Origin of the sequence: Caldimonas sp. (genome assembly GCF_046289365.1) — a bacterium.
In the GTDB taxonomy this organism is placed as follows: Bacteria; Pseudomonadota; Gammaproteobacteria; order Burkholderiales; family Burkholderiaceae_C; genus Caldimonas.
In genome coordinates this window covers 1-5,372 of record NZ_JBKBVU010000209.1, presented here as the reverse complement: position 1 = coordinate 5,372, position 5,372 = coordinate 1, and the positions used below count along the sequence as shown (strand labels likewise).

At 69.6% G+C, this 5,372-nt stretch carries 7 protein-coding genes; 5 read left to right on the top strand and 2 right to left on the bottom strand.

The features are described from left to right. A partial coding sequence (locus ACK42S_RS15395; protein ID WP_409709476.1) for a DEAD/DEAH box helicase occupies positions 1-1,277 on the top strand: 1,277 nt, incomplete at its 5' end. Between the two features lie 8 nt (positions 1,278-1,285). On the opposite strand, the gene ACK42S_RS15390 is transcribed toward ACK42S_RS15395, so the two are convergent. Further along, complete coding sequence (locus ACK42S_RS15390) at positions 1,286-2,068, bottom strand: SAM-dependent methyltransferase (RefSeq protein ID WP_409709473.1); 783 nt, start codon at positions 2,066-2,068, stop codon at positions 1,286-1,288. Beyond that, the gene (locus ACK42S_RS15385; RefSeq protein WP_409709470.1) at positions 2,065-2,676 is read right to left on the bottom strand and encodes a Maf family nucleotide pyrophosphatase; all 612 of its coding nucleotides are present in this window, start codon (positions 2,674-2,676) and stop codon (positions 2,065-2,067) included. Before ACK42S_RS15385 ends, ACK42S_RS15390 begins: the two co-directional genes overlap by 4 nt. Before the next feature lie 38 nt (positions 2,677-2,714). On the opposite strand from ACK42S_RS15385, the gene ACK42S_RS15380 reads away from it, so the two are divergent. From ACK42S_RS15380 to ACK42S_RS15365, 4 genes are all read left to right on the top strand, one after another. Beyond that, positions 2,715-3,272, top strand: coding sequence for a YceD family protein (locus ACK42S_RS15380; RefSeq protein ID WP_409709467.1), 558 nt, complete (start codon positions 2,715-2,717; stop codon positions 3,270-3,272). A gap of 73 nt (positions 3,273-3,345) precedes the next feature. Further along, positions 3,346-3,528 (top strand): 50S ribosomal protein L32, encoded by a 183-nt coding sequence (rpmF, locus tag ACK42S_RS15375; protein WP_409709464.1) that lies wholly within the window; start codon positions 3,346-3,348, stop codon positions 3,526-3,528. A 176-nt stretch (positions 3,529-3,704) separates the two neighbouring features. Beyond that, complete coding sequence (plsX, locus tag ACK42S_RS15370; RefSeq protein ID WP_409709461.1) at positions 3,705-4,832, top strand: phosphate acyltransferase PlsX; 1,128 nt, start codon at positions 3,705-3,707, stop codon at positions 4,830-4,832. Beyond that, positions 4,829-5,372: beta-ketoacyl-ACP synthase 3 (locus ACK42S_RS15365; RefSeq protein WP_409709458.1), on the top strand; the 544-nt coding region annotated here is incomplete at its 3' end. The genes plsX and ACK42S_RS15365, both read left to right, overlap by 4 nt.

Below are 5,372 nucleotides of genomic sequence, written 5' to 3'. Positions count from 1 at the left end.
GCAAGACGGCGGCCTTCTCGCTGCCGCTGCTGCAGAAGATGCTGCGCCATCAGAACGCCAGCATGTCGCCGGCCCGCCACCCGGTACGCGCCCTGGTGCTGGCCCCCACGCGCGAGCTGGCCGACCAGGTCGCCAACAACGTCAAGGCCTATGCCCGCCACACGCAGTTGCGCGTGGCCTGCGTCTTCGGCGGCATCGACATGAAACCCCAGGAGGCCGAGCTCAAGGCCGGCGTCGAGGTGCTGATCGCCACCCCCGGCCGTCTGCTCGACCACATCCAGGCCAAGAACTGCAACCTCGGCCAGGTGGAGTACGTGGTGCTCGACGAGGCCGACCGCATGCTCGATATCGGCTTCCTGCCCGACCTGCAGCGCATCCTGAGCTACCTGCCCAAGCAGCGCCAGACCCTGCTGTTCTCGGCCACCTTCTCGCCCGAGATCAAGAAGCTTGCGCAAAGCTACCTGCAGGACCCGGTGCTCGTCGAGGTGGCGCGGCCCAATGCCACGGCCGCCACGGTCGAGCAGCGCTTCTACAGTGTCGAAGACGACGACAAGCGCCGCGCCGTGCGCCAGTTGCTGCGCGAACGCGCCATCACCCAGGCCATCGTCTTCGTCAATTCCAAGCTCGGCGCGGCGCGCCTGGCCCGTTCGCTCGAGCGCGACGGCCTGAAGACCACCGCGCTGCATGGCGACAAGTCCCAAGACGAGCGTCTCAAGGCCCTGGACGCCTTCAAGCGCGGCGAGGTCGAGCTGCTCGTGGCCACCGACGTGGCCGCCCGTGGCCTGGACATCGCCGACTTGCCGGCCGTCTTCAACTTCGACATCCCCTTCAACGCGGAAGACTACGTGCACCGCATCGGCCGCACCGGCCGCGCCGGGGCCTCAGGCCTGGCGATCTCCTTCGTCTCGCGCAGCGACCAGCGTCTGGTGGCCGAGCTCGAGAAGCTGCTGAAGAAGAAGATCGAGATCGAGCCGCTGGACCTCGAAGACGACCGAGTGCGCCGGCCCCGACGTCGTGAGGATGACGACGCCCCGACGTCCGGTGCTGCCAGGGACTGGGCTGCGCCCCGCCACGGCCCGCCGCGGTCGGTGCCCAGTGACCCCATCTTCAGCAAGCCCTACGAACCACCGGTCGCCGCCAACGAACCCCCTGCCTGGGAGCGGGAACGCAGTGCCGCGCCGGTGCCCGGCCCGAAGTCGCTGTCGGCCTACATCCGTCCCAAGCGCAAGGTGGCCGCGCTGCTGGGTGGCAGCGGCGGCAAGAAGCCGGCCGCCTGAAGCCCCGCTCAGCGCGCCAGCAGCGCAAAGACCGCGGGCCGATCGGCCGGCGCTCGCCGGGAAGCCGGTCCGCGGCCCTCGCGCCACTGGGCCACTGGCGCGCTGTGGTTCCAGCCGTCCTCCAGGGTCAGCCCACAGGCCACCGAGAGCTGGGTGGTCGGCTGCAGGTGCTGCAGCAGCGCTTGAAAGAGGGCGGCATTCCGGTAGGGCGTCTCGATCATCAACTGCGTCTGACCCAGCCGTCGCGACAGGCCCTCCAGTTCGCGGATCCGTGCGGCCCGCGCCGCCTCGTCCACCGGCAGATACCCCACGAAGGCGAAGCTCTGCCCGTTCATGCCGCTGGCTGCCAGCGCCAGCAGCAGCGCCGACGGGCCGACCAGCGGGGTGACCGTCAGGCCCAGGGCCTGGGCGCGGCGCACCAGCTCGGCTCCCGGATCGGCCACCGCCGGCATGCCGGCTTCCGACATCAGGCCCATCTCCAGCCCCGACAGCGCGGGCTGCAGCAGGGCATCGGGCAGGGCGGGTACCGCTGCCCGTGACCCTTTGGGTGCGCGCGGCAGTTCCTGGATTTGCAGCGATTGCAGCGGTTGGGCCAGCGGCACCACCGCATGCAACCGCTTGAGGAAGGCGCGGGCGGTCTTGGCGTTTTCCACCACCCAATGCGACAGGCGGGCGGCCGTGCGCAGCGTGCCCATCGGCAGCACCTCGCGCAGGTCCGGCGCTTGCCCGGCGGCGTCCAGCGTGCCGAAGTCCAGCGGGGCGGGCACCAGCCACAGCGTGCCCGGGCTCATCGGTCCCCCTGGCCCAGCACCGGCACCCCCGCGGCGCGCAGCAGCTCGCAGGTGCGGATCAGCGGCAGCCCGATCAGGGCCGTGGGATCGTCGCTCTCCACTGCGCGCAGCAGGGCGATGCCCAGTCCCTCGACCTTGGCGCTGCCGGCGCAGTCATAGGGCTGCTCGGCGGCCAGATAGGCCTCGATCTCGGCGGCGGACAGGTCCCGGAACTTCACCGTCACCGGCACCAGCGAAGCCTGCTCGAACCGGGTGGCCTGACAGACCACGGCCACCGCCGTCTGGAAGACCACGGTGCGCCCGCTCATCTCGCGCAACTGGGCGACGGCCCGGGCGTGATGGCCGGGCTTGCCCACAGGCCGCCCGTCGAGGTCGGCCACCTGGTCCGAGCCGATCACCACCGCCTCGGGATGGCGGGAGGCGACCTCGTGGGCCTTGGCCAGCGCCAGGCGCAGCGCCAGCAGCGCCGGCGTTTCGCCAGGCCGCGGGGTTTCATCGACGCGGGGGGGCTCCACCTCGAAGGGCAGCCGCAGACGCTGCAGCAGCTCGCGGCGATAGGGGGAGGTCGAGCCGAGGAGGATCGCTCGGGGCAGGGACGACATGGACATGCCGCGATTGTCGCTCGCCGCCGGGCTACACTGCTGGCATGAAGTCCGCCACGCCCTTCGATCCCCAACGCCTGGACATGGAGCGTTTCGCCCGAGATGCCGGCGAGTTGCAGGGCCGCTGGCTGCTCACGGCCTTGCCGCGGCTGGCCGAAAGCCAGGTCGACGGCATCGCCCCCGCAGGATGGGAAGTCCTCTGGGAGGCCCAGGGGCAGCGCTTCGAGCGTGTGGGTGCGCCGGCCGAAGTCTGGCTGCACCTGGGGGCCCGTGCGACCGTGCGGCTGCAGTGCCAGCGCTGCCTGCACCCGGTCGACGTGGCGCTGGAAGTCGACCGCAGCTTCCGTTTCGTGCGCGACGAGCGCGAGGCCGCCGAACTCGACGCCCAGGTGGAGGAGGACATCCTCGTGCTCGATCGCAGTCTGGATCTGCAAGAACTGGTGGAGGACGAACTCATCCTGGCGCTGCCGCTGGTGCCCCGGCATGTCGATTGCCGTCACCCTGCTCAGGCCGCGGCCGAGCCGCTGCACACCGCTGCGCAGCCCGCCTCTGCCCCCCATCCGTTTGCGGCTCTGGCGGCCCTCAAGCGCAACCTCACCTGAGCCGATCAGGCCGGCTGCGTGGCCCGGCTGCTTGCGGCCATGCTAGAATTTCGGGTTTTCCAAGGAGCGAGCCATGGCCGTTCAACAGAACAAGAAGTCGCCTTCCAAGCGTGGGATGCACCGTTCGCACAATGCCCTGACGACGCCGGGCATGGCGATCGAGCCCACCACCGGCGAAGTTCACCTGCGTCACCACATCAGCCCCAACGGTTTCTACCGCGGTCGCAAGGTCCTCAAGACCAAGGCCGACGCCTGATCCTGCGGCGTCATGGCGGTGCAGTCGCATCGGTTGCCGATGCCCGACGGGGCGCCGGCGGCGCGCGTGTGCCTGACCGCTGCTGCCTGGTTGGAGTTGAGCGCGTCCCGGCGTTGGCCTGAGCGGGCCCCAAGCGCCCGGACGACCGGCCTGATGTCGGTCTGCCCACGCCTGCCATGAATTCCACATCCCAGACTGTGGCGTCCGCGTCGACGGCGCCTGCCGCGGCGCGGGTTGTGCGCCTGGCCGTCGATTGCATGGGCGGCGACCACGGCCCTTCCGTCACGCTGCCGGCCTGCCAGGCCTTCCTGGCGGCGCATCCGCAAGCTGAGCTGATTCTCGTCGGCCGCGCCGAGGCGCTCGCGCCCGCGCGCGGCTGGGCGCGTTGCATCCTCGTCGAGGCCAGTGAAGTCGTCGAGATGGACGATCCGGTCGAGGTGGCGCTGCGCCGCAAGAAGGATTCGTCCATGCGCGTGGCCATCAGCCAGGTCAAGCCGGGCGAGGACGGTCGCGCGGCGGCCGACGCCTGTGTCTCGGCCGGCAACACCGGAGCCCTGATGGCCGTGTCGCGCTACGTGCTCAAGACCCTGCAGGGCATCGACCGTCCCGCCATCGCCACCGTGATGCCCAATCAGAAAGACGGCTACACCACCGTCCTCGACCTGGGGGCCAATGTCGATTGCGAGCCTGAGCACCTGTTGCAGTTCGCCCTGATGGGCAGCGCCCTGGTCAGTGCGGTGCAAGGCAAGGCCCAGCCCAGCGTGGGCCTGCTCAACATCGGTGAGGAGGCCATCAAGGGCAGCGACACCATCAAGAAAACCGCAGAGCTGCTGCGATCGGCTGCCCAGGCCGGCCATCTGAATTTCTACGGCAACGTCGAGGGCAACGACATCTTCACCGGCCGCACCGACATCGTCGTGTGTGACGGCTTTGTCGGCAATGTCGCGCTCAAGACGGCCGAAGGCCTGGCTTCGATGCTCTCCAGCTTTATCAAGCAGGAGTTCACTCGCAACATCTTCACCAAACTTGCGGCGATCGTTGCCCTTCCGGTGCTCAACCACTTCAAAAAGCGCGTTGACCATCGTCGCTACAACGGCGCGGCACTGCTCGGGCTGCGCGGCCTCGTCTTCAAGAGCCATGGCTCAGCCGACGCCTTCGCGTTCGAGCAGGCCCTGAATCGGGCGTATGATGCGGCCCGGAACCGGTTGCTCGACCGGGTGCACGATCGGATCGTCGAAACCCTGCAGGCCTTGCCCACCACAGACGAGGCTGCGGAGCCGGGGCCGGTCGCCCAGACGGCATGACCCTTTCTTCTGACCGCTATTCCCGTATCGCCGGCACCGGCAGCTACCTGCCGCCGCGCCGGGTGACCAATGCCGAGTTCGCCGCCGAGCTGGCCCAGCAAGGCATCGAGACCTCCGACGCCTGGATCGTCGAGCGCACCGGCATCCGCGCGCGCCATTTCGCCGCGCCCGAGGTCAGCTCCAGCGATCTGGCGCTGCACGCGGCCCGACACGCCCTGGAGGCGGCCGGGCGCACCGCGGCCGATGTCGACCTCATCATCGTGGCCACGTCCACCCCGGACATGGTGTTCCCGTCCACCGCCTGCCTGCTGCAGCACAAGCTCGGCGTGGCCGGCTGCCCGGCTTTCGACGTGCAGGCCGTGTGCTCGGGTTTCGTCTACGCGCTCAGCGTGGCCGACGCGATGATCAAGACCGGCTCGGCCCACTGCGCCCTGGTCGTGGGGGCCGAGGTCTTCTCGCGCATCCTCGACTTCAAGGACCGCACCACCTGCGTGCTGTTCGGTGACGGCGCCGGCACCGTCGTGCTCGAAGCCAGCGACC

Coding starts and splice junctions, on each gene's coding strand:
- plsX (WP_409709461.1), top strand. CDS start 3,705: ATGAATTCCACATCCCAGACTGTGGCGTCCGCGTCGACGGCGCCTGCC.
- ACK42S_RS15385 (WP_409709470.1), bottom strand. CDS start 2,676: ATGTCCATGTCGTCCCTGCCCCGAGCGATCCTCCTCGGCTCGACCTCC.
- ACK42S_RS15390 (WP_409709473.1), bottom strand. CDS start 2,068: ATGAGCCCGGGCACGCTGTGGCTGGTGCCCGCCCCGCTGGACTTCGGC.
- ACK42S_RS15380 (WP_409709467.1), top strand. CDS start 2,715: ATGAAGTCCGCCACGCCCTTCGATCCCCAACGCCTGGACATGGAGCGT.
- rpmF (WP_409709464.1), top strand. CDS start 3,346: ATGGCCGTTCAACAGAACAAGAAGTCGCCTTCCAAGCGTGGGATGCAC.